19 protein-coding genes are annotated in these 25,149 nt (G+C 73.7%); 5 read left to right on the forward strand and 14 right to left on the reverse strand.

The annotated features are described in order from the left end of the window. Positions 1-101 precede the first annotated feature (101 nt). From ABZ945_RS11735 to rplU, 8 genes are all read right to left on the reverse strand, one after another. Positions 102-614: a hypothetical protein gene (locus ABZ945_RS11735; protein ID WP_361267205.1), complete on the reverse strand. Its 513-nt coding sequence runs from the start codon at positions 612-614 to the stop codon at positions 102-104. 269 nt (positions 615-883) lie between these two features. Then, complete coding sequence (gene proB, locus ABZ945_RS11740) at positions 884-1,999, reverse strand: glutamate 5-kinase (protein WP_361267454.1); 1,116 nt, start codon at positions 1,997-1,999, stop codon at positions 884-886. A 170-nt stretch (positions 2,000-2,169) separates the two neighbouring features. After that, positions 2,170-3,492, reverse strand: coding sequence for a glycosyltransferase family 2 protein (locus ABZ945_RS11745; RefSeq protein WP_361267207.1), 1,323 nt, complete (start codon positions 3,490-3,492; stop codon positions 2,170-2,172). 101 nt (positions 3,493-3,593) lie between these two features. After that, positions 3,594-5,885, reverse strand: coding sequence for a hypothetical protein (locus tag ABZ945_RS11750; protein ID WP_361267209.1), 2,292 nt, complete (start codon positions 5,883-5,885; stop codon positions 3,594-3,596). Between the two features lie 301 nt (positions 5,886-6,186). Continuing rightward, complete coding sequence (locus ABZ945_RS11755; RefSeq protein ID WP_361267211.1) at positions 6,187-7,686, reverse strand: bifunctional cytidylyltransferase/SDR family oxidoreductase; 1,500 nt, start codon at positions 7,684-7,686, stop codon at positions 6,187-6,189. A 348-nt stretch (positions 7,687-8,034) separates the two neighbouring features. After that, positions 8,035-9,471, reverse strand: a complete 1,437-nt coding sequence (gene obgE / locus ABZ945_RS11760) for a GTPase ObgE (protein ID WP_361267213.1) — start codon at positions 9,469-9,471, stop codon at positions 8,035-8,037. A gap of 106 nt (positions 9,472-9,577) precedes the next feature. Continuing rightward, positions 9,578-9,832 carry a 50S ribosomal protein L27 gene (rpmA, locus tag ABZ945_RS11765; protein ID WP_031070415.1) on the reverse strand — a complete coding sequence of 85 codons (255 nt, stop codon included), beginning with the start codon at positions 9,830-9,832 and terminating at the stop codon, positions 9,578-9,580. A 14-nt stretch (positions 9,833-9,846) separates the two neighbouring features. Further along, positions 9,847-10,167, reverse strand: coding sequence for a 50S ribosomal protein L21 (gene rplU / locus ABZ945_RS11770; protein ID WP_361267215.1), 321 nt, complete (start codon positions 10,165-10,167; stop codon positions 9,847-9,849). A 375-nt stretch (positions 10,168-10,542) separates the two neighbouring features. Between rplU and ABZ945_RS11775 the strand changes: the two genes are divergently transcribed. Both ABZ945_RS11775 and ABZ945_RS11780 read left to right on the forward strand, forming a co-directional pair. Next, positions 10,543-11,757: a glycosyltransferase family 39 protein gene (locus ABZ945_RS11775; RefSeq protein WP_361267217.1), complete on the forward strand. Its 1,215-nt coding sequence runs from the start codon at positions 10,543-10,545 to the stop codon at positions 11,755-11,757. 107 nt (positions 11,758-11,864) lie between these two features. Further along, positions 11,865-12,470: an acyltransferase gene (locus ABZ945_RS11780; RefSeq protein WP_361267219.1), complete on the forward strand. Its 606-nt coding sequence runs from the start codon at positions 11,865-11,867 to the stop codon at positions 12,468-12,470. Between the two features lie 142 nt (positions 12,471-12,612). On the opposite strand, the gene ABZ945_RS11785 is transcribed toward ABZ945_RS11780, so the two are convergent. Continuing rightward, positions 12,613-13,671, reverse strand: coding sequence for a hypothetical protein (locus ABZ945_RS11785; RefSeq protein WP_361267221.1), 1,059 nt, complete (start codon positions 13,669-13,671; stop codon positions 12,613-12,615). Between the two features lie 430 nt (positions 13,672-14,101). Between ABZ945_RS11785 and wecB the strand changes: the two genes are divergently transcribed. From wecB to ABZ945_RS11800, 3 genes are all read left to right on the forward strand, one after another. Then, complete coding sequence (gene wecB, locus ABZ945_RS11790; RefSeq protein WP_361267223.1) at positions 14,102-15,214, forward strand: UDP-N-acetylglucosamine 2-epimerase (non-hydrolyzing); 1,113 nt, start codon at positions 14,102-14,104, stop codon at positions 15,212-15,214. A gap of 115 nt (positions 15,215-15,329) precedes the next feature. Further along, positions 15,330-16,700, forward strand: a complete 1,371-nt coding sequence (locus ABZ945_RS11795) for a glycosyltransferase (protein ID WP_361267456.1) — start codon at positions 15,330-15,332, stop codon at positions 16,698-16,700. Continuing rightward, a complete protein-coding gene (locus ABZ945_RS11800; RefSeq protein ID WP_361267225.1) occupies positions 16,697-18,826 on the forward strand; it encodes a glycosyltransferase family 1 protein in 2,130 nt (709 codons plus the stop codon). The genes ABZ945_RS11795 and ABZ945_RS11800 overlap by 4 nt, the downstream gene beginning before the upstream one ends. A 78-nt stretch (positions 18,827-18,904) precedes the next feature. On the opposite strand, the gene galE is transcribed toward ABZ945_RS11800, so the two are convergent. The 5 genes from galE to ABZ945_RS11825 all read right to left on the reverse strand — a co-directional run bounded on the left by galE (position 18,905) and on the right by ABZ945_RS11825 (position 25,080). Then, the gene (gene galE / locus ABZ945_RS11805; RefSeq protein WP_361267227.1) at positions 18,905-19,873 is read right to left on the reverse strand and encodes a UDP-glucose 4-epimerase GalE; all 969 of its coding nucleotides are present in this window, start codon (positions 19,871-19,873) and stop codon (positions 18,905-18,907) included. An 86-nt stretch (positions 19,874-19,959) separates the two neighbouring features. Next, positions 19,960-21,243 (reverse strand): nucleotide sugar dehydrogenase, encoded by a 1,284-nt coding sequence (locus tag ABZ945_RS11810; protein WP_361267229.1) that lies wholly within the window; start codon positions 21,241-21,243, stop codon positions 19,960-19,962. Next, the gene (locus ABZ945_RS11815; RefSeq protein WP_361267231.1) at positions 21,240-22,883 is read right to left on the reverse strand and encodes a glycosyltransferase; all 1,644 of its coding nucleotides are present in this window, start codon (positions 22,881-22,883) and stop codon (positions 21,240-21,242) included. The genes ABZ945_RS11810 and ABZ945_RS11815 overlap by 4 nt, the downstream gene beginning before the upstream one ends. Before the next feature lie 59 nt (positions 22,884-22,942). Then, positions 22,943-23,965, reverse strand: a complete 1,023-nt coding sequence (locus ABZ945_RS11820; RefSeq protein WP_361267233.1) for a Gfo/Idh/MocA family oxidoreductase — start codon at positions 23,963-23,965, stop codon at positions 22,943-22,945. Next, the gene (locus ABZ945_RS11825) at positions 23,962-25,080 is read right to left on the reverse strand and encodes a DegT/DnrJ/EryC1/StrS family aminotransferase (RefSeq protein WP_361267235.1); all 1,119 of its coding nucleotides are present in this window, start codon (positions 25,078-25,080) and stop codon (positions 23,962-23,964) included. Before ABZ945_RS11825 ends, ABZ945_RS11820 begins: the two co-directional genes overlap by 4 nt. Positions 25,081-25,149: the final 69 nt, after the last annotated feature.

Raw genomic sequence — 25,149 nt, forward strand, 5'->3', positions numbered from 1 at the left:
GGGCCCACCCGGCCGCGGCCGCCAGTCCTCCGGGCCCGCCCGGGCCCGGAGGCGCGGAGGCCCTGCGAGGTGAGGCCTCCCTGGCGGAGCCTCGGCGCCGGTCAGTACGGGTGGACGCCGACCGGGGCGGCCGGTGGGGGGCCGTAGCCCTCGGCGACCCGCTGGTGGTAGGTCTCCCGGTCGATGACCTCCAGGCCGACGATCTTCCAGGGCGGCAGCTGGGAGGTCTGGCGGTGCTCGCCCCACAGCCGCAGCGCGACCGCCGCCGCGTCGTGCAGGTCCCGTGCCTCCTCCCAGTACCGGATCTCGGCGTGGTCCCCGGCGTAGCGGCTGGTCAGCAGGAAGGGGTGGTCGTGGGCGAGCTGCTCCAGCGCCCGTCTGACGTCCCGCAGCGGGACCTCGGGCCCGGAGACGCTGAGGGTGACATGCCAGAGCTTGGAGACCGGGCGCTCGGGCGCGGGCCGGCCGTGCCCGCCGTCCGGCCGCCCGGCCGCCGCCTGGTCCGGCGGCTCCCCGCCGAGGGCGGACCGCTCGGTGCCGGCCCCGGCCGGGACACTCGTCAGGGCGCGTTCGGTCGTCCCCCGGGGCGGGCCCCCTGGGCGCGCTCGTCTCACCGGCGGCCTCCAGTTCAGGCGTTGATGTCGAAAAACGGGCGGTTGGCGATGGGCAGAGGGTTGCTCTCTGCGTGCTCCCGGCTTCCGGGACCTGCTCTCCACTGTGCTGTGTCGTACCGGTAGACGAATACGCGGTCGACCGGGTTGGCCCGCCATTCGGACAGCCTTCGGCGAGGCCTCGCCACCGTCGTCACCCGAGACAAAGTTGACCAGCCCCGCGCGGGACGCGGGGCGGTTTTTCCGAAGGTGCCGGTGCGAAGGCCGGTGTTTCAGCCGTTTGACGGCTGAAGGACGACCAGGTCGTCCCTGTGTACGACCTCGCGTTCGTAGGCGGGGCCGAGGGCGCGGGCCAGTTCGCGGGTGGAGCGGCCGAGGAGTTGCGGGATCTCCTTGGCGTCGAAGGAGACCAGGCCGCGGGCGACCGGCCGGCCGGCGGTGTCCCGCAGTTCGACGGGGTCGCCCGCCGAGAACTCGCCCTCGACGGCGGCGATGCCCGCCGGGAGCAGCGAGGTGCGCCGCTCGGTGACGGCCCGTACCGCCCCGTCGTCGAGGACCAGCGCGCCCCGCGGGGTGGAGGCGTGCGCCAGCCAGAGCAGCCGGTCGGCGGAGCGGCGGCCGGTGCGGTGGAACCAGGTGCCGGTGTCGCGGCCGGCCAGGGCGTCGGCGGCCCGGCTGGCGGCGGTCAGGACGACCGGGATGCCGGCGGCGGCGGCGATCCGGGCGGCCTCCACCTTGGTGACCATCCCGCCGGTGCCGACGCCCGCCTTGCCGGCCGAGCCGATCTCGACGCCGGCCAGGTCGGCGGGGCCGCGCACTTCGGCGATCCTGGCGGTGCCGGGCTTGGCCGGGTCGCCGTCGTAGAGCCCGTCCACGTCGGAGAGGAGGACCAGCAGGTCGGCGCGGACCAGATGGGCCACGAGCGCGGCGAGCCGGTCGTTGTCGCCGAAGCGGATCTCGTCGGTGGCGACGGTGTCGTTCTCGTTGACCACCGGCAGGGCGCCCATGGTGAGCAGCTGGTCGAGGGTGCGGTAGGCGTTGCGGTAGTGGGCGCGGCGGCTGGTGTCGTCGGTGGTGAGCAGCACCTGGCCGACGCGGACGCCGTAGCGGGCGAAGGAGGCGGTGTAGCGGGCGACCAGCAGGCCTTGGCCGACGCTGGCGGCCGCCTGCTGCCGGGCCAGGTCCTTGGGGCGGCGGGCCAGGCCCAGCGGGGCGAGTCCGGCGGCGATGGCGCCCGAGGAGACCAGCACGATCTCCTTGTCGCCGCCGGCGCGTACGGTCGCGAGCACGTCCACCAGGGCGTCCACCCGGTCGGCGTCCAGTCCGCCGGAGGCGGTGGTCAGGGAGGAGGAGCCCACCTTGACGACGATCCTGCGGGCTTCCGCCACCTGCTGCCTTGCCTCTGTCACAGCCTTGTTCACAGGGGAAACCTATGCCAGGGCGGAGGGCCGCCGCTCCTCCGTTCCAGCCGATGGGACGACCGCCGGCGGCACCGGTGCCGGGGCGCCACCGCGCCGGTCCCGGCCGTCTGCCGCCGGCCGCCGGCAGATGTCAGCCGTCAGCGGCGCAGCCCGAACCACCGCAGGGTGCGGCCGGCGAGCCGGCGGGCGCGGCGGACCACCGTGCGGGCCGGCCGCCGGGCGCGGCCGAGGGCGGTCCGGAGCGTCCCGGGCCGGCCCGTGAGCTGGTACGCCGAGTCCGGGATACCGGTGGCGCGGTCCCGGAAGCGGGGGTAGGCGAGGTACTCGCCGCGCAGTCCGCGTACCGTCTCCGGGCTGGTGCCGGCCTTGAGGTAGCCGACGATCTCCAGCAGGGCGTCCTGCTTGCCGAGGGCCACGCAGGTGAGCCGGAGCCGGTCTTGCGGCTTGAGCCGGCGGGCCAGGCCCGGGGTGAAGTGGGCGGCCGTCAGCGGAGCGGCCAGCTCGAACTTCCCGGCCAGCACCTCGCGGGACTGGTTGAGCACCACCGGCCCGAACTGGGGCAGCAGGGTGATGGTGAACGGGCGGACCATCAGCTGGTCGCGGCGGTCGCCGGGCGGTACGAGTTCGGCGATCAGCTCCATCAGCCGGCGGGCCGACTCGAAGCGGATGGCATGGCTGCCGCTCTTGGTGAGGTGGACGCCGTCGTCCCGGCCGACCAGGTGGTAGCAGGTGTAGTCGGCGACGACCGAGACGCCGCTGCCCCGCAGATAGGCCTCCAGCGTGAACAGGGCGTCCTCGCCGGTGCGCATGGAGGTGTCGAAGCGCATGCCGTGCCGCACCAGCAGTTCGCGGCGGAACAGCTTCTGCGCGCTGAGCGTGTACATGACGTTGGAGGCGTAGACGTCGGCGTGCTCGACGGTCTTCTTCCACATGGACTTGGGGGCGCCGCGGTTGACGCCGACGACCTTGCCGAGCACCACGTCGGTGCCGGCCCGGTCGGCCATGGCGACCATCCGCTCCAGCGCCTCCTCGCCGAAGTAGTCGTCGGCGTCCAGGAAGAAGACGAACCGGCCACGGGCCAGCGAGAGGCCCTTGTTGCGGGGGCCGCCGGGGCCACCGGAGTTGGCCTGCCGCACCACCCGGGTGGCGACCGCGGAGCGGGCGGCGAACTCCTCCAGGTACTCCCCGGTGCCGTCGGTGGAGCCGTCGTCCACGGCGACGATCTCGATCCGGTCGGCGCCGAGGGTCTGCGCCTCCACGGACTCCAGGCACTTCACCAGGTACGGCATCGCCTGGTAGGCGCCGACCACCACGGTGACGTCGGGGACGGGGCCGCCGGGGGCGGGGCCGCCGGGGGCGGGGCCGTCCGGGACGGCGGCCTCGGCGGAGGCGGCCGGATCGGCGGAGGAGGCGGCTCGAACGGCGGGGTCGGCGGGATCGGCGGAGGGCTTGTCGGTCATCGGACGCCTTAGGGATCTCGGCAGCGGGGCGGCGCGGGAACGGCAGGGGCCCGGAGCCGGCCGCCCCGCGGTGGGGGGTCCGTGCTCCGGGCCGGTACGGGTCAGGGGGCGGCGGCCGCGGTGGTCGGCGCCGCTGCCTCGGCGGGCGCTCCGGCGGCGGCCACGTCCTCGGCGATCGCCGGATCGGCTTCCGCCGCCTCGGCGGCGGCCGGGTCGACCGCGGCCGGGGTGCCGGGCTCGGGCCGCTCGGCCTGCTCCGGCTCCTCGGCGGCGCCCTGTTCGGCGACCGTGTCCACGGCGGCGGCGGGCGGCTCGGTGGCGTCGGCGCCGGCGGCCTCCTCGTCGAGCCGGGCGATCTCCTCGCCGGCCAGCTTCCGGGCGACGCTCGCGTTGCGCGCCTCGGCCTTGGCGGTCAGCGCGCGCACGGCCGCGTTGAACCGCTCCTGGGAGGTCGGCCGGTCGGGCCCGAGCAGGTACCGCTTGAGTTCCCGGCGGGCGCCGGCCAGCCGGTCGGCGGCCGGGTCGGCGACGGCGTCGAGCAGTTCGTCCAGCTCGGCCGCGCTGTTGGAGAGGACGACCGCGGCCCGTACGGCGGTGTTCTGCCGCTTGAACTCCTCGGCGCCCAGCTCGGCGGAGTCGGTCACCGCGTACGGCTTGCCGCTGGTGATGAAGTCGGAGACGACGCTGGAGATGTCGGAGACCATGGCGTCGGCCTCGTTGAAGCAGTCGTACAGCGAGGGCGCGGCCCCGGTCACCACGGTGTGCTCCCACCAGCCCAGCGAGCGCCAGTAGGCGTCGTCGCGCTCGGCGCGCAGCCGCCGGACCTCGGCGAGGCGGTGCGGGTCGGCCAGCGAGGTGCGGGAGGTCTCGGCCTCGTCACTGCCGGGGCGGCCGGTCTCGGTCAGCTCGGCGAGCCGGGCCTCGATCCGGGTGAGTTCGGCGCGGGCGGCGGACCGCTGCCCGGCGGTCTCGGCGGCCTGGCCGGCCCAGCGGGGGTCGGTGGCGCGGGCCGCCGCGGCGGTGGTGATCATCTTCCGGATGCGGGCGTCGACGGCCTTGGCCTTGCGGTTCACCAGCCCGGTGAAGGGGTGCGGCTTGTAGACGACCCGCACCGGGCGGTCGGCCTCCAGCAGCCGCCGGACGATGTTCTCGCCGGCCAGCAGCAGCGAGGTGTTGCCGGCCTTGTGGTCCCAGCCCTCCCAGGTGGGGGCGTACAGGACGGTGGGGATCAGGTGCTTCGGGGTGGCCGCGGCGGGGGTGATGGGCGCCAGCTGCGGGCGGCCGACCTCCACGATGTCCTCGTCGCGCACGCCGACCTCGGCGAGGGCGTACCGGTCGCGACCGGCCTGCCCGGCGGTCCACACCTCGTCGTACACCTTGGAGAACGGGTTGACGCTGGCCAGCTTGTCGCTGTCGCCGTGCCCGATGAAGACGTGCTTCATGTTGGGCTCGCGGAGCATGTGGATGTTCTTGCCGACGTTGGCGGGGTAGAGCGTGACCCGGATGGTGGAGAGGTCCATGGCCATCAGGTGCTGGCCGCCCGGGACGCAGAGCACCGGCACGGTGGTCTGGTGCAGCTTCTCGACCAGGTTGCGCTCGCGCATGATGATGATCGGCCGGCCGTCCAGCCGCTCCAGGGTCTCCAGCCACATGTTGAGCTGGTACGCGGAGTCGGCGCCGCCGGAGAAGTACAGGGCGACGGTCGGCTGGTACTCGCCGAGCCACTTGGTGACGGCCTTGAGCACGGCGCCGGCGGCCGGGGCGCGGCGGCTGCGCCGCAGGTACGGGGCGAGGGCCAGGATGTAGAGCAGGCCGAGCGCGAGGGTGCAGGCGACGCCCGCGTAGCCGTAGGCGTCCCGCCCGGTGATCACCGCGGCCAGCAGGCCGGCCAGCGCCAGGATGTCGACGTGCAGTATCTTCTCGGCGGAGCGGTGCAGCAGGGGGCGCGGCGGGGCGTCGGGGACGCGGACCGCGTGCAGGTCGACGTTGCGGGTGACGACCGGCATGGTGCGGCGCAGCCGGACGAGGGTGGCGAGGGCGCCCTGTGCGGCCTGGAGGCCGTAGAAGACCATCAGGCAGCCGACGGCGGCGTAGAACAGCGGGTGGTCGGCGAGGCCCTCGCGGGCCAGCAGCAGGACCAGCAGCAGCTCGCGCAGCAGGAAGCGGATCGGCAGGCCGAGCCGCACCTGACCGAGCCGGTTGACCAGGTAGCTCTTCTTCTGGTGCAGATACCAGTCGGCGGCGTAGGTGACCGCCGCGGCCCCCGCGAAGAACCACAGGTTCGGTATCAGGGCGGCGGCCAGGACGCTCGGATAGCCGATCCCCATCAGGACGGCCGCGGCCAGCTCGGACCCGCTGCCGACGCGGGCCAGCCGGATGATGGTCGAAATCACGTGGAATCTGCTCCAGAGGGGTCGTTCGCGGCCGGTCGTGCGTCCAGCGGGTGGTGCGCTCGGAGGACCGGGCGTCCGGGAGGGCGTCCGGCGGGCGGTCCCCGCACCGGAGCATCCGGCGGGGGGTCTCCTCACCGCAGCATCCGGCGGGCGGTCCGTTCACCGGAGCGTCCGTCCGGCCGGTGCGCCATTCCTGTGAATTTCCTGTGACCCTGCTGTTTCCGGCAGTGCCCTTATCGGAAATCCGACCTTTGCGGCCGCACCGAAATCACCCGGATCAGAGACGAATATCCGCCGAGTATTACACATCCTCCTGGCGGTCCAGGACCGCCGCGAGGGCCTGCTCGAAGCCGGACGCCTCGCTCGCGCCGGCGGTCGGGTCCTGCTGGCGCACATCGACGACGTGACCGGTCAGTTCCGAGAGCAGGACGTCCAGCGAGGTGCGGGCGACGGCCTCGGAGGAGAGCAGCGAGCCGGCCGGCTCCCGGCCGAAGGCGTTGGTCCGCATCGGGGTGGCGGTGCGCTCGGGATTGACGCAGTTGACCCGGATTCCGTCGGCGGCCCATTCATCGGCAAGGGCCTGGGTGAGATTCACCATGGCGGCCTTGGTGGACGAGTAAAGGCTGTACTCGGCGCGGCCCCGGGTGTAACTGGAGGAGGTGTAGAGCAGCAGCTGCCCCTTGGTCTCGACCAGGTACTTGTAGGCGGCCCGGGCGATCTGCACGGGGGCCAGGTAATTGACGTCCAGCGCTTCCCGGATGGTGGCGTGGTCGGTCTCGGCGAGCCGGCCGATGCGCAGCACCCCGGCGGTGTTGATGACGTGGTCGATGCGGCCGGTCTCCGCGTACGCCGTGGCCAGCGCCTGCTCGACGTGCTCGGGGTTCTCCACGTGGGTGCCGGTGCTGGAGCGGCCGAGGGCGTAGACGGAGGCCCCGTAGCTCTCGGCGAGCCGGGCGATGTCGGCGCCGATGCCGTAGGAGCCGCCGAAGACGACCAGGGTCTTGCCGGCGAGCAGTTCGCGGTAGGCGGCCTCGTCGGCCTGGCGGGGGGCGGCGGTGGAGGCGAGCTGGAACAGCTTGTCGGCGATGAAGACGTCGACCGGCTGGGTCACCTTCATGTTGTACTCGTCGCCCGAGACCACGTGGATCGGCACGTCGGGCAGGTACTTGAGCACCACCGAACAGTCGTCGGTGGCCTGGAAGTTGGGGTCCTCGGCGGCGACCTCGTAGGCCCGGCGGATGGTGGAGAGCTTGAACGCCTGCGGGGTCTGGCCGCGGCGCAGCCGGGAACGGTCCGGGACGTCGGTGATGAACTCGCCGTCCTCGCCGTGGGTGCGGGTGACGATGATGGTGTCCGCGGAGGGGATGGCGACGTCCACGGCCTGGTAGCGGTCGAGGGCGTCGACGCAGTCCTGGATGACGCGCTGGGAGAGCAGCGGGCGCACCGCGTCGTGGAAGAGGACGTTGAGGTCCTCGCCCTCGGCCAGCCCCTCGCCGAGCGCGGCGATGGCCCGCTCGGTGGTCTCGTTGCGGGTCGAGCCGCCCTCGATGACCCGCTTGACCTTGGTCAGTCCGGCCTTGGCGACGATCTTCTCGACATCGCCGGTGAAGCCCGGGGCCATCAGCACGATCACGTCGTCGATGGACTCGGCGTTCTCGAAGATGGTCAGCGTGTGCTCGATGACCGCCTTGCCCGCGATCTTCAGCAGCTGCTTCGGAATGGAGAGCCCCACGCGCTGGCCGGTGCCCCCGGCGAGCACGACAGCTGTGGTGCGGGTCTTTGCTTCACGCGGCGCTGACACAGAACGACCTACCTTGCGGGGATGGGGGACGGCCTGATGGTCGCACTCTGCGTGACTGTCCCGCAAGGCGGACGGCGGCCTGCGCCCACCTCCGCGACACCTGGGGTTCACCCTGCGGTCAGGGGCGTTGGCGGGACCGGCGGCGGGCGGCGGCGTGTCCGACATCACGCGGCCCGCGCACCCGCTCCGCCACCGGCGAGGGCGCGCGCGGGGCCGGACGGCGGGGCCGGGGACGGGGGGGTACGGACCGGGGCGGCCGACCGCCGTTCCCCGGCCGCGGGAGGGGGCGCGGCACCCCTCCCGCGCACCCTGCCGACTACCGTACGTAACCGAAGAGACGGGCCGGGCCTAGAACGGCTCGAAGTCGTCGTAGGCGCGCTCGGCCTCGTCCCGCTCCGCGTCGCGGTCCCTGCGGCGCTGGGCGGCCGGGCGGGGGGCCTCCAGACGGTGGTCCTCGCCGCGGCGGCCGAGCATCTCGGCGCCGGCCATCATCGTCGGCTCCCAGTCGAAGACGACCGCGTCGTCCTCGGGGCCGATGGCGACGCCGTCACCCGCCCGGGCGCCCGCCTTCATCAACTGCTCCTCGACACCGAGGCGGTTGAGCCGGTCGGCCAGGTAGCCGACGGCCTCGTCGTTGTTGAAGTCGGTCTGGCGGACCCAGCGTTCGGGCTTGTCGCCGCGGACCCGGAACAGGCCCTCGTCCTCGCGGGTGACGGTGAACCCGGCGTCGTCCACGGCCTTGGGGCGGATGACGATCCGGGTCGCCTCCTCCTTGGGCCGGGCGGCGCGGGCGGTGGCGACGATCTCGGCGAGCGCGAAGGACAGCTCCTTCAGACCGAGGTGGGCGACGGCGGAGACCTCGAAGACGCGGTAGCCGCGCTCCTCCAGGTCCGGCCGGATCATCTCGGCGAGGTCCTTGCCGTCGGGGATGTCCACCTTGTTGAGGACGACGATCCGGGGGCGGTCGTCCAGCCCGCCGTACTGGCGCAGCTCCTCCTCGATGACGTCGAGGTCGGAGACCGGGTCGCGGTCGGACTCCAGCGTTGCGGTGTCCAGGACGTGCACCAGGACGCTGCACCGCTCGACATGGCGCAGGAACTCCAGGCCCAGGCCGCGGCCCTGGCTGGCGCCGGGGATGAGGCCGGGGACGTCGGCGACCGTGTAGACGGTGGAGCCGGCGGTGACCACGCCCAGGTTGGGGACGAGGGTGGTGAAGGGGTAGTCCGCGATCTTCGGCTTGGCGGCGGAGAGCACCGAGATCAGCGAGGACTTGCCGGCGCTGGGGTAGCCGACCAGGGCCACGTCGGCGACGGTCTTGAGCTCCAGCACGATGTCACCGGACCGGCCGGGCTCGCCGAGCAGGGCGAAGCCGGGGGCCTTGCGGCGGGCGGAGGCCAGCGCCGCGTTGCCGAGGCCGCCGCGGCCGCCCTCGGCGGCGACGAAGGAGGTGCCGTGGCCGACCAGGTCGGCGAGCACCTCGCCCCGCTTGTCCAGCACCACGGTGCCGTCCGGCACGGGCAGGATCAGGTCCTGGCCGTCCTTGCCGGAGCGGTTGCCGCCCTCGCCGGGCTTGCCGTTGGTGGCCTTGCGGTGCGGCGAGTGGTGGTAGTCGAGGAGCGTGGTGACGGACTGGTCGACGACCAGGATGACGTCGCCGCCCCGGCCGCCGTTGCCGCCGTCGGGGCCGCCGAGCGGCTTGAACTTCTCCCGGTGCACGGAGGCGCAGCCGTGGCCTCCGCTACCCGCGGCGACGTGCAGTTCGACGCGGTCCACGAAGGTGGTCATGTGGGTGCCTCCGGTGCGTGTGACGTGCTTTCGGTCTTACGGAAAACAAGCGAGAGGCGGACCCGCTTCCCGTACGGGAAGTGAGGTCCGCCTCCGCGAAAGAAAATCAGGCAGCCGGAACGATGTTCACGACCTTGCGACCGCGGTGGGTGCCGAACTGCACGGCGCCGGCCTGCAGGGCGAACAGCGTGTCGTCGCCGCCGCGGCCCACGCCCGAACCGGGGTGGAAGTGGGTGCCGCGCTGGCGGACCAGGATCTCACCGGCGTTGACGACCTGACCGCCGAAGCGCTTCACGCCGAGCCGCTGAGCGTTGGAGTCGCGACCGTTCCGGGTGGACGATGCGCCCTTCTTGTGTGCCATGTCTCCTCAGTCCCTTACTTCGCGGCCGACGGGATGCCGGTGACCTTGATCGCCGTGTACTGCTGGCGGTGGCCCTGGCGGCGGCGGTAGCCGGTCTTGTTCTTGTAGCGCAGGATGTCGATCTTGGCGCCCTTGTGGTGGTCCACGATCTCGGCCTGGACCTTGATGCCGTCCAGCACCCACGGGTCGCTGGTGACGGAGTCGCCGTCGACCACGAGCAGGGTCGAGAGCTCGACCGTGTCGCCAACCTTGGCAGTGGAAATCTTGTCAACCTCAACGATGTCGCCGACCGCAACCTTGTGCTGGCGACCACCGCTGCGCACGATGGCGTACACGCGGATCTCTCTCTCGCTCGGAACGGGAACCCCTGATGCCAGCCGCCCGCACGGGCCACGCGGGCCCATGACCGTCCGGATGGGATGAGCGGCCTCTCCGGGCGCCCGCGAGGGGCGGCCGGCGGAGGAGGGTGCTCAGGAGTCGGCGCGTACGGAAGACACGCCGACGGTCAAGGTTACGGACGCCCCCGCCGGGGGTCAAACCGGACCGGAACCGCGGCCCGCCGGCGCCCCCGTACCGCACCCCCTTCCGGCGTTCGGGTGCGGCATGATCGGCGCGCCGATCATATAAGCGGCCACGTCGCCCTCTTCGTCCCAGACTCTCCCTGGCATCCCTCCCCTCCCCCGGGGACGGGGCCGCGCGGAGGGAGAGACATGGCGCAGCCGCAGGCCGGCTCGCGGGGCGGGGTGGACACGGCGGCGGCCGGGGCGGGCGCGCCGCTGCGGCTGCCCGCGTCGGGCCGGCGGCCCGCCCGCCGCAGGGCCACCGGGCAGGCGGCCGCCGCGCTGGCCCGCGCCCGGCCGGCGCTGCTGGCGTACGCGGCGGTGCGGGCGCTCGGCCTCGCGCTGGCGCTCGCCCGCACCGACCGGAGCGCGCTCGACCTGCTGGCCGGCCGGTGGGACTCGGCGTGGTACCTGCTGATCGCCGAGCAGGGGTACGCCGGGAGCTGCCCGGCGCAGGGGGAGCTGTGCCGGTACGCGTTCTTCCCCCTCTACCCGGTGCTGATCCGCACCGCCGCCACCCTCACCCCGCTGCCCGCCCCGTGGGCGGCGCTGCTGCTGTCGCTCACCGCGTCGGGGGTGGCCGCGTGGGGGGTGTACGCGGTGGCGGAGCGCTGCGCGGGGCGGCGTACCGCCTTCATCGCCACCGTGCTGTGGGGCGTCCTGCCGCACGCCGTGGTGGAGTCCATGGCGTACACCGAGAGCCTGTTCACCGCGCTCGCCGCCTGGGCGCTGTACGCGGTGCTGACCGGGCGCTGGCCGGCCGCCGGGGCGCTGGCCTGCCTGGCCGGGCTGACCCGGCCGACCGGGATCGCGGTGGCGGCGGCGGTCGGAGTGTCCGCGCTGCTCGCGCTGCGGGCCCGGCCGCTCCCCCGGCGCCCCGCCCTGGCCCTCGCGCTGGCGCCGCTGGGCTGGCTCGGCTGGGTCGCCTGGACCGGCGTCCGGGCCGGCCGCTGGGACGGCTACTTCGTGGTGCAGCGGCGGTGGGGTTCGTACGTGGACGGCGGGGCGTACACCTGGGACCGGCTGGGCCGGCTGTTCGCCCGCCCCGAGACGCCGCTGAGCGCGGCGGCGGTGGCCGCGGTGCTGGCCGGCGCGGCGGTGCTGCTGGTGGTGTGCGTCCTCCAGCGGTGGCCGCTGCCGCTGCTGGTGCACTCCGGGCTCACCCTGCTGATCACCGTCGGCGGGGCGGGCTACTTCCACTCCAAGGGCCGCTTCCTGCTGCCCGCGTTCGCCCTGCTGCTGCCGGTCGCCGCCGCGCTGGGCCGGGCGCGGCCGGGGGTGCTGCGGGCGGTGCTGCTCCCGGCGGCGGTGGTCTCCGGGCTCTTCGGCGGCCATCTGCTGCTGGTCGCCGGGCACTCGCCCTGACGACCGGTACGCCCCGCCGGGCCGCCCTCCGCGCCCCGTATGCTCACGGCGGCGACAGCCGTGTTCGTATCCGTATGGCAGCAATGGAAGCCGGAAGGCAGAGCAGCGTGAACTACAGGGTCCAGCCCACCGCCCAGGTCGCCGAGAGCGCCCGGATCGGCGCCGGCAGCAGCGTGTGGGAGCTCGCCCAGATCCGCGAGGACGCCCAGCTCGGCGAGGGCTGCGTGGTCGGCCGCGGCGCGTACGTCGGCACCGGGGTGCGCATCGGCGACAACGTCAAGCTGCAGAACTACGCGCTGGTCTACGAGCCGGCCGAGCTGGCGGACGGCGTCTTCGTCGGCCCCGCGGTCGTCCTCACCAACGACCACAACCCGCGCTCGGTGGACCCGGCCGGCAAGCAGAAGCGCGGCGGCGACTGGGAGGCGGTCGGCGTCAAGGTCGCCGAGGGCGCCTCGCTCGGCGCCCGCTCGGTGTGCGTCGCCCCGGTCCGGGTCGGCCGCTGGGCGATGGTCGCCGCGGGCGCCGTGGTCACCCGGGACGTCCCCGACTTCGCCCTGGTCGCCGGCGTCCCGGCCCGCCGCCTCGGCTGGGTCGGCCGCACCGGCGTACGCCTGGTGGAGCGCGCCGGCGAGCCGGGCGTCTGGGAGTGCCCGCAGACCGGTGAGCTCTACGACGAGCAGGACGGCACCCTCACCGAACGCCCCACCGGCTGACCCGCCCCCTCTCCGCCCCGGCCGGCCCCGCGAGACGGGCGCCCGACCGGGGCGGCGGCATACGGGGGGGGCAGGGCGCCGACCCCGTACACGGGCCGCCGTCACCGAGGCGAGGCGCGACCGGGCCGCCAAGGCCCCCGCCTCAGACCGCCGTCCAGGCATCCAGGGCGAGGCCGGGCTCGGACTTCTGGCGGGCGACGCGGAGGGTGCCGTCGATGCCGAAGGCGGCGACGACCACCCGGCCGCGGCCGTCCAGGGCGAGCGCGGGGGCACCCAGGCAGGGGGCGCCGGTGAGGGTCCAGGAGGCGCCCAGGGGTTCCTCCTCGGTGGGGTAGGCGGCGATCGCCGGGCGGCCGGTGGCACCGTCCCGGCGGACCATCACCGTGCAGTCGTGGCCGTCCACCGGCGTACGCAGCAGCGCGACGGCACCGCTGCCGCCCGGACCGCCCAGCGGGGCGGGGTCGGCGGCGGCCCCGCCGGGGCCGGCGCGCCAGGTCCGTACCGTGCGGTCCCCGCGGTCGTGCCACACATGGGTGAGCCGCCCCGGGGCGGTCGCCACCCGGGACAGCGAGTCGGGCTCGGGGGCGGCCGGGATGTCCGCGGCGCGGACGAACTTCACCCCGCGCCCGGGCTGGGTCCACCGCATCAGGTGCCGGGGAGTCGGCGCCAGCAGCTCCATCAGCTCGTCGTCCAGCAGCGCGGTCGAGACCCGGCCGGTGATCCGCAGCCCCCCGAGGTCGGCCCACCGGTTCCACTTGCCGGAGGCCACCTGGGCGCGGTGCCGGACCCCGCCGCCCGGGTCGGCGACGAAGACGTGCAGTGAGCCGGTGGTGTCGACGACGGCGGTGGGCGGGCCGATCCGGGCCGCCGCCTCCGGGTCGTCCGGGAACGGGTTGCCGACCGTCTCCCAGGAGCGCACCGCCAGCCCGGACTGGTACTGCAGGGCGCAGACCACCTCGGTGGCGGGCTTCCCGCCGGCGCCGCGGGTGCGGCGCAGCCCGACCAGATGCACATAGGCGTCGGCGCCCTGGGCTATACACACATACGGGTCGTTGCCGGGGGCGGGGATGGTGTCCGGGCCGGCCCAGCCGGGCCCGCCGGGGTGCGCCTCGGTCCACCGCAGCACCGCGTCCTCGACCGCCGCGTAGGCGGTGAGCCGGCCGTCCTTGCCGCGCACCAGCCAGTCGGTGCCGGCGGGCACCGCCGCCCCGGGCAGCCCCGGACCGGAGCCGCCCCGACCCCGGTCCCGCTCCCGGTCCGAAGGGCGAACGCCCGTCTCTCCGTGGGGATTACGCGCGGACCGTCCCGCCATGGCTCACCGCCGACCCTCTCCAGCACACACGCGGGGGCGCCTTGCCGCCCCCGGGCTCGCGTGACGATAACACCGCCCCGGGGCGGGATCCGGACCGGTCGCGGGGCCCGAGGGACGGCCCGGCAGGCGGACGGGAGGGATACGGGAAGGGGACAGGAGGGCCACCGGAGGAGCACGGCAGGGGTGAGGGGGCGGGCGGGCGCCGGTTGTCCCGGAATCGTTATGGCCGGAGCCGCGGACCGACCCCTTCCCGGGATTGCCTACGATGGCACGGCACGTCTCCCTCATCGACCTGTACCCAGTAGAAGAAGAGTGCTCAGTGAAAGTCATCAGCATCGTCGGCGCCCGTCCCCAACTGGTGAAGCTCGCCCCCATCGCGGCGGCCTTCGCCGGAACGGAGCACGAGCACGTCATCGTGCACACCGGGCAGCACTATGACGCGGACCTCTCCGACGTCTTCTTCGACGGACTGGGCATCCCCGACCCGGACGTCCACCTCGGGGTCGGCTCCGGCAGCCACGGCGTGCAGACCGGCACGGTGCTCGCCGCGCTCGACCCGGTGCTGGAGCGCGAGCGCCCGGACTGGGTGCTGGTCTACGGGGACACCAACTCCACCATCGCGGGCGCCCTTTCGGCCGTGAAGATGCACCTGCCGGTGGCGCATCTGGAGGCCGGGCTGCGCTCGTTCAACCGGCGCATGCCCGAGGAGCACAACCGGGTGCTCACCGACCACTGCGCCGACGTGCTGCTCGCGCCGACCGAGGAGGCCATGCGCCACCTCGCCGACGAGGGCCTCAAGGACCGCGCCGTGCTCGCCGGCGACGTGATGGTGGACATCTGCCTGCGCATCCGCGACGACGTGCGGGCCGGCAAGCACCCGGCGCCCTCGCTGCCCGAGGGCATCGACCCCTCCCGGCCGTTCCTGCTGGCCACCCTCCACCGCCCGGACAACACCGACGACCCCGAGCGGCTGTCCGCCATCATCGCGTCGCTGGCCGCGCTGCCGGTGCCGGTCGCCCTGCTGGCCCACCCGCGGCTGGTGGCCCGCGCCGAGGAGCACGGCATCGAGCTGGCCCAGGGCTCGGTGCACGTCGGCCGCCCGCTGCCGTACGCCGGTCTGATCGCCGCCGTGCTGGCCTCCACCGGTGTGGTCACCGACTCCGGCGGCCTGCAGAAGGAGGCCTTCCTGCTGGAGCGGGTCAACACCACGATCCGGCCGGAGACCGAGTGGGTGGAAACCGTGGACACCGGTTGGAACGTCCTCGTACCCGACCCGCACACGCTGTCCGCGGACGACTGGGCCGCCACGGTGACCCGGCCGGCGCCCACCGCCGACCCCGGCACCCCGTACGGGGACGGGCAGGCCGCCCGTAACGTCGTGCGCATCCTCGCGGACCTGCACGAGCAGAAGGGAGGCAGCCGGCACGCGTGAGGGACAAAGGACCCCTCGGGGTCACTTTTCCGTCCATCTCACCGTGCTAGCGTCACCGGTTATGTCAGTGTCTCCCACGTCCCGGCCGCCTGCCTTCGCGGGCGAGCGGCCTCACGTGATCTATCTCGCCATCGGTTTCCCGCCCGCCGCCAAGAGCTGCGCCTACCGCATGCGCGAGACGGCCAACCAGTTCGTCCGCCAGGGCTGGGACGTCACCGTGGTCACCATCGCCCAGGAGTCCTGGGAGCGCGACTCCGGCGTGGACCTCACCCTGCTGGAGCAGGTCGACCCGCGCGTCCGGATCGTCGAACTGCCCCTGTCGCGCGAGGACCTGGAGACCGACATCGGTCTGTACAGCGAGGAGCGCGCGCTCAACCCGAACGGCTGGGTCACCCGGCTGCGCCGCCGCCAGATGGAGCCCTTCCCGGAGCCCAACTTCGGCGACTGGCGCGGCGATCTGGAGCAGGCGGTGCTGAAGGTGCACGCCGAGCAGCCGGCCGACCTGCTGCTCGCCAGCTGCGTCCCCTACGTCAACCTCGCCGCGGCCTGGAAGCTGTGGGAGGAGGCGAAGGTCCCGTACGCGGTGGACTTCCGCGACGGCTGGTCGATCGACGTCATCGAGGGCGTGGAGTGCTTCGCCCGCGACTCCGCCGAGGGGATCTGGGAGCAGCGCATCCTGGACCACGCGGTCTCGCTGTGGGTGGTCAACGACCCGATCGCCGAGCACTACCGCACCCGCTACCCGGAGTTCGCCGACCGCGTGCACGTGGTGCGCAACGGCTACGACGCCGACAGCTCCCCGGGCCGGGTGCACCGCCCGGACACCGGCGCCGGCCTCGCCTTCGGCTACCTGGGCACCGTCAACTTCACCGTCCCGCACCTGGAGACGGTGCTGGACGCCTGGCGGGCCGCCCGGGAGCGGGAGCCGCTGCTGGCCAACGCCACCTTCGAGGTCCGCGGCCACATCGGCAACGGCTCCGGGCGCGAGGCCAACCGGCACGCCGAGGTGCTCAAGCAGGCCGAGCCGGACGGCGTCCGCTTCGGCGGCCCCGCCGCCAAGGCCGAGGTCGCCTCGATCTACGCCCGCTGGGACGCGATGGTCCTCATCCTCATCGGCGGCCGGTACGTCACCTCCGGCAAGGTCTACGAGTACATGGCGACCGGGCTGCCGATCGTCTCCGCCCACGTGGTCGAGCACGACGCGTCCAACGTCCTTGAGGGCCACCCGCTGTGGACCGGCGCTCCCGGGCTGGACGTGGCGGGCCTGACCGAGTCGTTCGTCAGGGCCGCGCACATGGCGGTGGAGACCAGCGACGAGGTGCACGCCGAAGCGATGGCGCACGCCGACCGGTTCACCCGCGAGGCGGTGATGAGCGTCGCGGTGAAGACCCTGATCGACGACCACGCGGCCCTCCACCGGGACAGCGCCGGGGACGCGGCCGCCCTCGCCGACACCCAGCCCGCCGCCGGAGGACCCTCCCAGTGACCAACGTCCTGTTCATCGCCAGCACCAAGCCGCAGATGGGCGTCTTCGCCGACTCGGTGCGCAAGTTCCAGGCGCTGGGAGCGGCCACGTACCTGGGCGGCATCTTCCACCTGCCGTCGGTCGCCGAGCTCGGCACCACCCCGCTGACCGAGACCCACCAGCTGCCGCGCAACCTCAACACCCGCAGCGCCGCGCTGCGCCGCAAGGCCCGCAAGGCGCCCGGCGGGATGAAGGTGTGGCTCCAGGCACGCGGCGACAGCTGGCTGCGCCGCCAGGCCCGGCACGCCGACGTGCTGGTGGCGCTGGACCCCGGCGCCGTGTACACGGTGTGGCGGCTGGCCCAGTACTACCGTGTGGAGGAAGCCCACTTCGGCATCGCGCCGGCCCTCAAGGCGGTCGAGCGGGTCAAGCAGCGCGGCACCTCCGGCACCCGCGCGGCGCTGCCGCCGCTGGACATCGTCAAGGCCAACGCCCGCCGCGCCATGGACGGCCTGCCGGCCGCGGTGATGCGGCACGCCACCGCCCGCCCGGTGATGCGGTCCGCGGTCGGCGCCAAGCTGTGGCGGACAGCCGTCCAGGTGCCGGGCGTCCCGCCCCGGGTGCGCGTCGCCACCTCCCGGTACGTCGCCGAGGGCATGCAGTGGGCGGGCCGCACCAGCGGCGCGTCGCTGACCCTGGCCGCCGCCGCGTCCAAGATCCCCGACCTGACCACCAGGGCGGGGCTGCTGGACGAGGCCGTGATGAACGAGCTGGCCAAGGGCATCAGCCCGCGCGACATGGACAAGGCGGTCGCGGCCCGACTGGCCGAGACCGACGCGGAGTTCGCCAGGGGGGACCAGGTGAAGGCGTCGGCCGCCCTGGACCGGGCGCTGACCCTGGCGTTCCACCGGGTGCTGCACATCGACCAGTTGTCCTCGCCGCTGGCCGAGGACGCCGCCGGGTTCACCGCCCCGCTGTACCGCTCGCCGTCGATGCGGGCGCTGGCCAGACCGCAGGGCCGCCGCACCCCCTACGCCGAGCCGCCGAAGGACCGGCCGCTGCGGCTGCTGGTCACCACCAGCGCGAACGACAACTTCCTGCACCACATCCTGGCCCGTTACGGCAAGCACCAGGACGTGGAGCTGCGCTACCTGGACCTCGCCGCGCAGAGAAGCCTCAAGCGGATAGCGTGGGCCGGACGCCGGGTGCTGGAGGACCGCCTCTCCGGCGGCACCAGCACCTACCAGGAAGAGGTCGAGCGGCTGATGCGGCCCTACCTGGACTGGGCCGACACCGTCTTCCTGGACTGGTCGGTGGGCCCGGCGGCGATGCTCACCACGATCGACCCGGGCACCACCCGGATCATCGTGCGGCTGCACAGCTACGAGGCGTTCACCCGCTGGCCGCACATGACCGACTTCTCCCGGATCGACGACCTGGTGTACGTGGCTCCGCACGTGCGGGACCTGGTCGAGTCGCTGGTGCCGCAGCTGCGCGAGGACACCGCGCCGCGCACGCACCTGGTCGACAACGCCATGGACCTGACCGGCTTCGGCCGCCCGAAGCCGGCCGACGCCCGCTTCAACCTGGGCCTGGTCGGCGTCAGCCAGGTCGCCAAGGACCCGCTGTGGGCCGTGGAGGTGCTGCGCCGGGTCCGCGAGCACGACGAGCGGTACCGGCTGCTGCTGGTCGGCGGGGACATGAACCCAAAGACCAGCATGGCCACCCGGGTGTACCGCCGGGCCATGGAGGCGCAGCTGAAGCCGCTGGTCCAGGAGGGCGTCGTGCTGCGGCTCGGCCCCACCGACGACGTGCCCTCGGCGCTCACCGACATCGGCGTGATCCTCTCCTCGTCGGTGCGCGAGGGCTGCCACGTCGGCCTGATGGAGGGCGCGGCCAGCGCCGCCGTTCCGGTCTCCCGGGACTGGCCCTTCTACGCCGGCAAGCCGAACAGCGCCCGCACCCTGTACCCGCAGGGCTGGGTCGTCGGCTCCGTGGAGGAGGCGGCCCAGCGCATCCTGGAGACCACGGCCACCGAGGAGGCCTGGCGGGACGCCGGCAAACTGGCCGCCGACCACGCCCTGTCCACCTGGGACTGGCCGGTGGTGAGCCGCGCGTTCGACGAGCTGTTCCTCGGCGACCGCTAGCCTGCGGCGCGGCCGACGACGAAGGGGCCCCGGGAGACGATCCCGGGGCCCCTTCGCGTACCGCCGGGCGGCGGCGGGTCAGGGGTGGCGCCGGCGCCAGCCGGCCCACGCGGAGGCGACCATCTCCTTGACCCCGTGGCGGGCGGTCCAGCCCAGTTCGGCGTGGATGCGGTCGGCGGCGGCCACCACCCGGGCCGGGTCGCCGGGGCGGCGGCCGGTGACCTCGACGGCGGCGTCCCGGTGGCCGGTGACCTCGCGGATGACGTCGATCATCTCGGTGACCGAGACGCCCTCGCCGCGCCCGATGTTGAGCACCAGCGAGGCATCCGGGTCGGCGGCCAGCCGGCGGGCGGCGGCCACGTGCGCGGAGGCGATGTCCTCCACGTGGATGTAGTCGCGTACGCAGGTGCCGTCCGGCGTCGGGTAGTCGTCGCCGAAGACCCGGGGCCGCTCGCCGGCGTCCAGCCGCTCGAAGACCATCGGCACCAGGTTGAACACCCCGGCGTCGCCCAGCTCCGGGGTGGCCGCGCCGGCCACGTTGAAGTACCGCAGGGACGCGGTGGCCATGCCATGGGCGCGGCCGACGGCGGAGACCAGCCACTCCCCCGCCAGCTTGGACTCGCCGTAGGGGTTGATCGGCGCGCAGGGGGTGTCCTCGGTGACCAGGTCCACGTCCGGCATGCCGTACACCGCGGCGGAGGAGGAGAACAGGAAGCGGCCCGTGCCCGCCTCGGCGGCGGCCTCCAGCAGGACGCGGATGCCCTCCACGTTCTCCCGGTAGTAGTACAGCGGGCGGGCGACCGACTCGGCGACCTGCTTCTTGCCGGCGATGTGCACGATGCCGGTGACGGCGTGCTCGCGCAGCACCCGGTCCACGGTGGCGCGGTCGAGCACGGTGCCGGTCTCCAGCGGGACTCCCGGCGGGAGCCGGTCCGCGCTGCCGGTGGACAGGTCGTCCAGGACGACGGTCCGCTCGCCCGCGGCGGCCATCGCCCGCACCACGTGCGCGCCGATGAAGCCGGCGCCGCCGGTGATCAGCCAGGTCATGGGTTCCTCCTGCGGAGCGGCCCCGCCCCGCGGTGGCGGGGCAGGGCCGGGGTTCGTACGGGCTGTGCGGGGGCCGCCAGGCGCGGTCAGCCGCCGATGACGACGCGGCGGACGCCCTTCCAGGCCTCCGGGTCGGTGGTGCGGCGGCCGTCGACCAGCACGGTGACGTCCGGCAGGTCGGCCGGGGTGAGGGTGCGGTACTCGGCGTGGTCGGCCTGGAGGACCGCCGCGGTGACCTTCTCGCCGCGGTGCGGGGTCAGCCCGTGGTCGGCCAGCTCCTCCGCGGTGTACATCGGGTCCGAGACGAACGGCACCGCGCCGCGCGCCTTCAGCGCCTCCACCGTGCCGAAGACGCCGGAGAACGCGGTCTCCTTGACGCCGCCGCGGTAGGCCGCGCCCAGCACCAGCACGTGGGCGCCGGACAGGTCGCCGTAGGCGGCGGCCAGCAGGTCCACCGCGTACTCCGGCATCGCGGCGTTGGCCTCGCGGGCCGAGCGGACCACGGTGGCCTCCGGGTCGTTCCACAGGTACATCCGCGGGTAGATCGGGATGCAGTGGCCGCCGACGGCGATGCCGGGCTGGTGGATGTGGCTGTACGGCTGGGAGTTGCAGGCCTCGATGACCTTCTTGACGTCGATGCCGTTCTGGTCGGCGAACCGGGCGAACTGGTTGGCCAGCCCGATGTTGACGTCCCGGTAGGTGGTCTCGGCGAGCTTGGCCAGCTCGGAGGCCTCGGCGGTGCCCAGGTCCCACACGCCGTTCGGCTGCGGCAGGTCGGCGCGCTCGTCGAAGTCCAGCACCTGGCGGTAGAAGTCGACGCCGCGGGCGGAGGACGCCTCGTCGATGCCGCCGACCAGCTTGGGGTAGCGGCGCAGGTCGGCGAAGACCCGGCCGGTGAGCACCCGCTCCGGGGAGAACACCAGGTGGAAGTCCTCGCCGGCGGTGAGGCCGGAGCCCTGCTCCAGCATCGGCGCCCAGCGGGTGCGGGTGGTGCCGACCGGCAGGGTGGTCTCGTACGAGACGAGGGTGCCGGGCTTGAGTCCCTTGGCGATGTCCCGGGTGGCGGCGTCCATCCAGCCGAAGTCGGGGGTGCCCTCGGCGTCGACGAACAGCGGGACGACGACCACGACGGCGTCGGACTGCGCCACCGCGGAGGCCGTGTCGGTGGTGGCCGACAGCAGGCCCGCGGAGACGGTCTGCTTGAGGCGGCGGTCCAGGTCGTGCTCGCCGGGGAAGGGCTCGGTGCCGGCGTTGACCAGCTCCACGACCTTCCCGTTGACGTCCGCGCCGATGACCCTGTGGCCCTTCATGGCGAACTGCACGGCGAGCGGCAGACCGATCTTGCCGAGTGCGACTACACAGATGTTCATCGAGACAGTTTCCTCTTCACACGGGACAGAATCCGGCGCACCCGCTTGAGCTTGCCGGACGAGGGCTCCCAGAGCGGAGCCGTGGTGACCACCAGCCGGCCCTTGCCGTTGGCGGTCGCGGAGACGCGGTAGGGCAGCCGCTGCCGCCAGCGCCGGGCCAGCGGCAGCGGACGGCCGCGTACCGGGACCGGGATCTCGTACGCCGAGCCTGCCACGTCCAGGTAGACCCGGATGCCCAGGGTGGCGCGGCGCGCGGGGAGCGGCAGCCGGAGTCGCAGCACCGTGCCGGCGCCGTCCGGGTCGGCCTCGCGGAGCGTCTCGCCCGCCTCGGCGGGGAGTTCGGCGCCGGCCGGCAGCCGGCGCCCGCCGGGCTTGTCGGCGCTGCGCGGCATGGCCTTCGGGGCCGGCCGCAGGGTGAGCGAGGCGGTGTCGGCGGTGACCGGCACCCGCACCGCGAGGCGCACGGCCAGTTCGTCGCCGGTCTGCTCCCACTCGGCGTCCAGGTAGCGGGTGCCGGAGGCGAGCCGGGCGGCGGCGTTCTCGTCCAGGATCTCGAAGACCCGGTCGGGCAGGGCCAGTGCGTCCCGGAATCCCGGGTAGCCGACGTAGGCCCGGCCGTCCTCCAGCAGGACCGGCGGGGTGCCGTGCTCCGCCTCGTCCTCGATGGCCCGGGCCAGCTCCTCCACCGCGCCGCGCTGCGCCAGCGCGATCCGCACCCGGCGCTGGACGTCCATCCGGTCGCGTACGCCGTCGGTGAAGTACTGGTCGGCCAGGGTGGCGACGCCGGCGCACACCTGGCGGCGGGTCTCGGCGTCCAGGGCCGGGAAGTCGTGCTGGACGAGCTTGGCCAGCTCCCACAGGAAGTGGCGGTGGAAGACGGCGTCCCGCTCCGGCCCGGCCGGGATCAGTCCGGCGGTGTGCCGCATGATGTCGGCCACGCAGCGCAACCGGGCCAGGTGGTCGGCCCGGTAGGTGATGTTGGAGGAGTCGCCGCGCTTGACCGCGTAGTAGCAGGTGTAGTCGGCCAGCACGGAGGTCCGGCGGGCGCGCGCCACGGCCTCGATGGTGAACGGCTGGTCGGAGCCGACCGGCATGTCCTCGGGAAAGCGCAGCTTGTGCTTCTCGACCAACTCGCGCCGGAACAGCTTGGTGTTGGCCAGCGTGAACGGCAGCGCCGAGTCGGAGAGCCCGACGTCCGGCTCGTTCTTCTTGTACAGCGCCTGGTGCACGTACCGCCCGTTGGTGCCGACCATCTTGCCGACCACGATGTCCGACTCGTGCCGGTCGGCGTAGCCGACCATCCGCTCCAGGGCCTCTTCGCCGAGGTAGTCGTCGGAGCCCATGAAGTAGACGAAGCGGCCGGTGGCGACCTCCAGCGCGCGGTTGCTGGGGGCCGCCGGTCCGCCGGAGTTCTCCTGGTGGATCACCTTGACGGTGTCCGGGTACCGCGCGGCGAACCGGTCGAGTTCCCGGCCGCTGTCGTCGGTGGAGCCGTCGTCCACCGCGACGACCTCCAGCCGGCCGCGTCCGATGCTCTGCCCCACCAGTGACTCCAGGCACTGGGTGAGGTAGGGCATCGTGTTGTAGACGGCGACCACGACGGTGACGTCGGGGACGGTGACGTCAGGGCTGCTGCCCATGCCCCGCCCCCCGCGTCAGCCGGGTGGCGGGCCCGCCGGGGGCCCGCACCGGAGACTGCTCAGTTGTCATCGTCCGTCCGATTCCCCAGGAAGATCGTGCCGCCGCCGGCGGCCGACTTCAGCACCGCCTCGGCGACCTCCACGGTCCGCAGGCCGTCCCGCAGGGTGCAGATGTCACGGGGCCCGCCGCGCACCGCGTCGCGGAACAGCTCGTGCTCGACCAGCAGCGGCTCGCGCTTGGGGATGGCGTAGCGGACCATGTCGCCCTCGGAGACACCGCGGAAGGCGCGCAGCGCCTCCCACTCGGTGGCCACGGCGGCGTTGGAGTGGAAGGTCAGGTCGGCGGTGAGGGTGTCGGCGACGAAGCAACCGCGCTCACCGGTGACCGAGGTGAACCGCTCCTTGAGCGGGCTCAGCCAGTTGACCAGATGGTTGACCATGGTGCCGTCGGAGAGCTGGCCGACCGCGGAGACCATGTCCTCGTGCACCCGGCCCGACTTGGAGACGGTGTGCGCGGCGATGGTGGTGTAGGTCTGGCCGGTGACCCAGCCGCTGAGGTCGATGTCGTGGGTGGCCAGGTCCTTGACCACGCCGACGTCGGCGATGCGGTGCGGGAAGGGGCCCTGGCGGCGGGTGACGACCTGGTAGACGTCGCCCAGCTCGCCGGCCTCCAGCCGGGTCCGCAGCGAGCGCAGCGCGGGGTTGCACCGCTCGATGTGGCCGACGCCGGCGACCAGGCCGCGGGACTCGAAGGCCTCCATCAGGCGGCGGGCGCCCTCCACGGTGTCCGCGAGGGGCTTCTCGATCAGCGCGTGCACGCCGGCCTCGGCGAGCGCCAGGCCGACCGGCTCGTGGAGCGCGGTGGGGCAGGCCACCACGGCGTAGTCGATGCCGAGGGCGATCAGCTCCTCGACGGTCGCGAGCACCGGGGCGCCCTGCGACCAGCCGTTCTTGTCGCCCATCGGGTCGACCACGCCGACCAGTCGGACGCCGTCCAGGGAGGCCAGGACCCGGGCGTGGTTGCGGCCCATCGAGCCGAGGCCGACGAGCCCGGCGCGCAGCGGCGAGGCGGCGGTGCTCACAGGTTCTCTCCCAGCGCGTTCACGGCGGCGGCGATCCGCTCCAGGTCCCCCTGGCCCAGCGAGGGGTGCACGGGCAGCGAGACCACCTCGGCGGCGGCCTTCTCGGTCTCCGGCAGGTCCCAGCTGCGGCCGGCCTTCTGGTCCGGCTCCCAGTACGGCTTCAGCCGGTGGATGGGGGTCGGGTAGTAGACCGCGTTGCCGACGCCGGCCTCGGTGAGCTTCGCCATGGCGGCGTCCCGGTCGCCGCGGATGCGGACCGTGTACTGGTGGTAGACGTGCCGGGCGCCCGGGGCGACCGGCGGGGTGACCACGTTCGGGGCGGTGATGTGCTCCGTGAGGTACGCGGCGTTGGCGATGCGCTGCTCGGTCCAGCCGTCCAGCTTGCCGAGCTGGACGCGGCCGACGGCGGCGGCCACGTCGGTCAGCCGCATGTTGGCGCCGACGATCTCGTTGGCGTACCGCGTCTCCATGCCCTGGTTACGCAGCAGGCGCAGGGTGCGGGCGGTCTCGGCGTCCGCCGTGGTGACCATGCCGCCTTCGAGCGAGTGCATGTTCTTGGTCGGGTAGAAGCTGAAGGTGCCGCCCGCGCCGAAGGCGCCGACCGGGGTGCCGTTCAGCGCCGCGCCGTGGGCCTGGCAGGCGTCCTCCACCACGGCGAGGCCGTGCTTGCCGGCGATCGCCGTGATCCGGTCCATCGCGGCCGGGTGCCCGTAGAGGTGCACCGGCATGATGGCGGCGGTCCGCGGGGTGATCGCGGCCTCCACGGCGGCCGGGTCGAGGCTGAAGCCGTCCGGCTCGATGTCGACGAACACCGCGTCGGCGCCGACCAGTCGGACCACGTTGGCCGAGGCCGCGAAGGAGAACGAGGGGACGATCACCTCGTCGCCGGGCCCGACCCCCAGCGCCATCAGCAGCAGGTGCAGCGCGGAGGTGCCGGAGTTGACCGCGACGCAGTGGCGGCCGTCGACCAGCGCGGAGAACTCCTCCTCGAACGCGGCGACCTCGGGCCCCTGCACGACGCGACCGCTACGCAGCACGCGTACCGCCGCCTCGATCTCCTCTTCACCGATGACCGGGCGGGCAGCGGGGATGGGCTGCTCGTTGCTGCTCGGCATGGACGTCCTCCTTGAACACCGCGAGAGCTCTTTGTGGCAGAGGTCCTGAGGGCGCCCGCGGACGTGAGG

Source organism: Streptomyces sp. NPDC046887, from assembly GCF_040644755.1.
Lineage (GTDB): Bacteria > Actinomycetota > Actinomycetes > Streptomycetales > Streptomycetaceae > Streptomyces > Streptomyces lichenis.

Coding starts and splice junctions, on each gene's coding strand:
- ABZ945_RS11810 (WP_361267229.1), bottom strand. CDS start 21,243: ATGAACATCTGTGTAGTCGCACTCGGCAAGATCGGTCTGCCGCTCGCC.
- ABZ945_RS11825 (WP_361267235.1), bottom strand. CDS start 25,080: ATGCCGAGCAGCAACGAGCAGCCCATCCCCGCTGCCCGCCCGGTCATC.
- obgE (WP_361267213.1), bottom strand. CDS start 9,471: ATGACCACCTTCGTGGACCGCGTCGAACTGCACGTCGCCGCGGGTAGC.
- ABZ945_RS11745 (WP_361267207.1), bottom strand. CDS start 3,492: ATGACCGACAAGCCCTCCGCCGATCCCGCCGACCCCGCCGTTCGAGCC.
- ABZ945_RS11815 (WP_361267231.1), bottom strand. CDS start 22,883: ATGGGCAGCAGCCCTGACGTCACCGTCCCCGACGTCACCGTCGTGGTC.
- ABZ945_RS11775 (WP_361267217.1), top strand. CDS start 10,543: ATGGCGCAGCCGCAGGCCGGCTCGCGGGGCGGGGTGGACACGGCGGCG.
- rpmA (WP_031070415.1), bottom strand. CDS start 9,832: ATGGCACACAAGAAGGGCGCATCGTCCACCCGGAACGGTCGCGACTCC.
- galE (WP_361267227.1), bottom strand. CDS start 19,873: ATGACCTGGCTGATCACCGGCGGCGCCGGCTTCATCGGCGCGCACGTG.